Raw genomic sequence first — 210 nt, 5'->3', positions numbered from 1 at the left:
CATCTTCCCGTTTCGGGAGAGATTGTAGAAGAACATAAAGCCGCTGTAAAAATAGATGCCCTCCAAAATATAGTTCGCCATCATCACGCGCAGCAGCGTGGGAGCGTCCTTCCGCTCCTGAAACTCGTTGTAGCAGTCCCCAATGAAGGTGTTGCGGCGCAGCAGATGCTCGTCCGTTTTCCATTGGTAGAGGATGTCATTGCGCTCCAC

At 51.9% G+C, this 210-nt stretch carries 1 protein-coding gene; it reads right to left on the bottom strand.

Annotation, left to right across the window (positions count from 1 at the left end):
- The coding region (locus tag GPK89_RS04925) for a ribonucleotide-diphosphate reductase subunit beta (protein ID WP_215691832.1) at positions 1–210 on the bottom strand (210 nt) is incomplete at both ends.

Origin of the sequence: Gemmiger formicilis (assembly GCF_018784445.1) — a bacterium.
Classification (GTDB): domain Bacteria; phylum Bacillota; class Clostridia; order Oscillospirales; family Ruminococcaceae; genus Gemmiger.
This window is presented reverse-complemented; position numbering and strand designations above follow the sequence as displayed.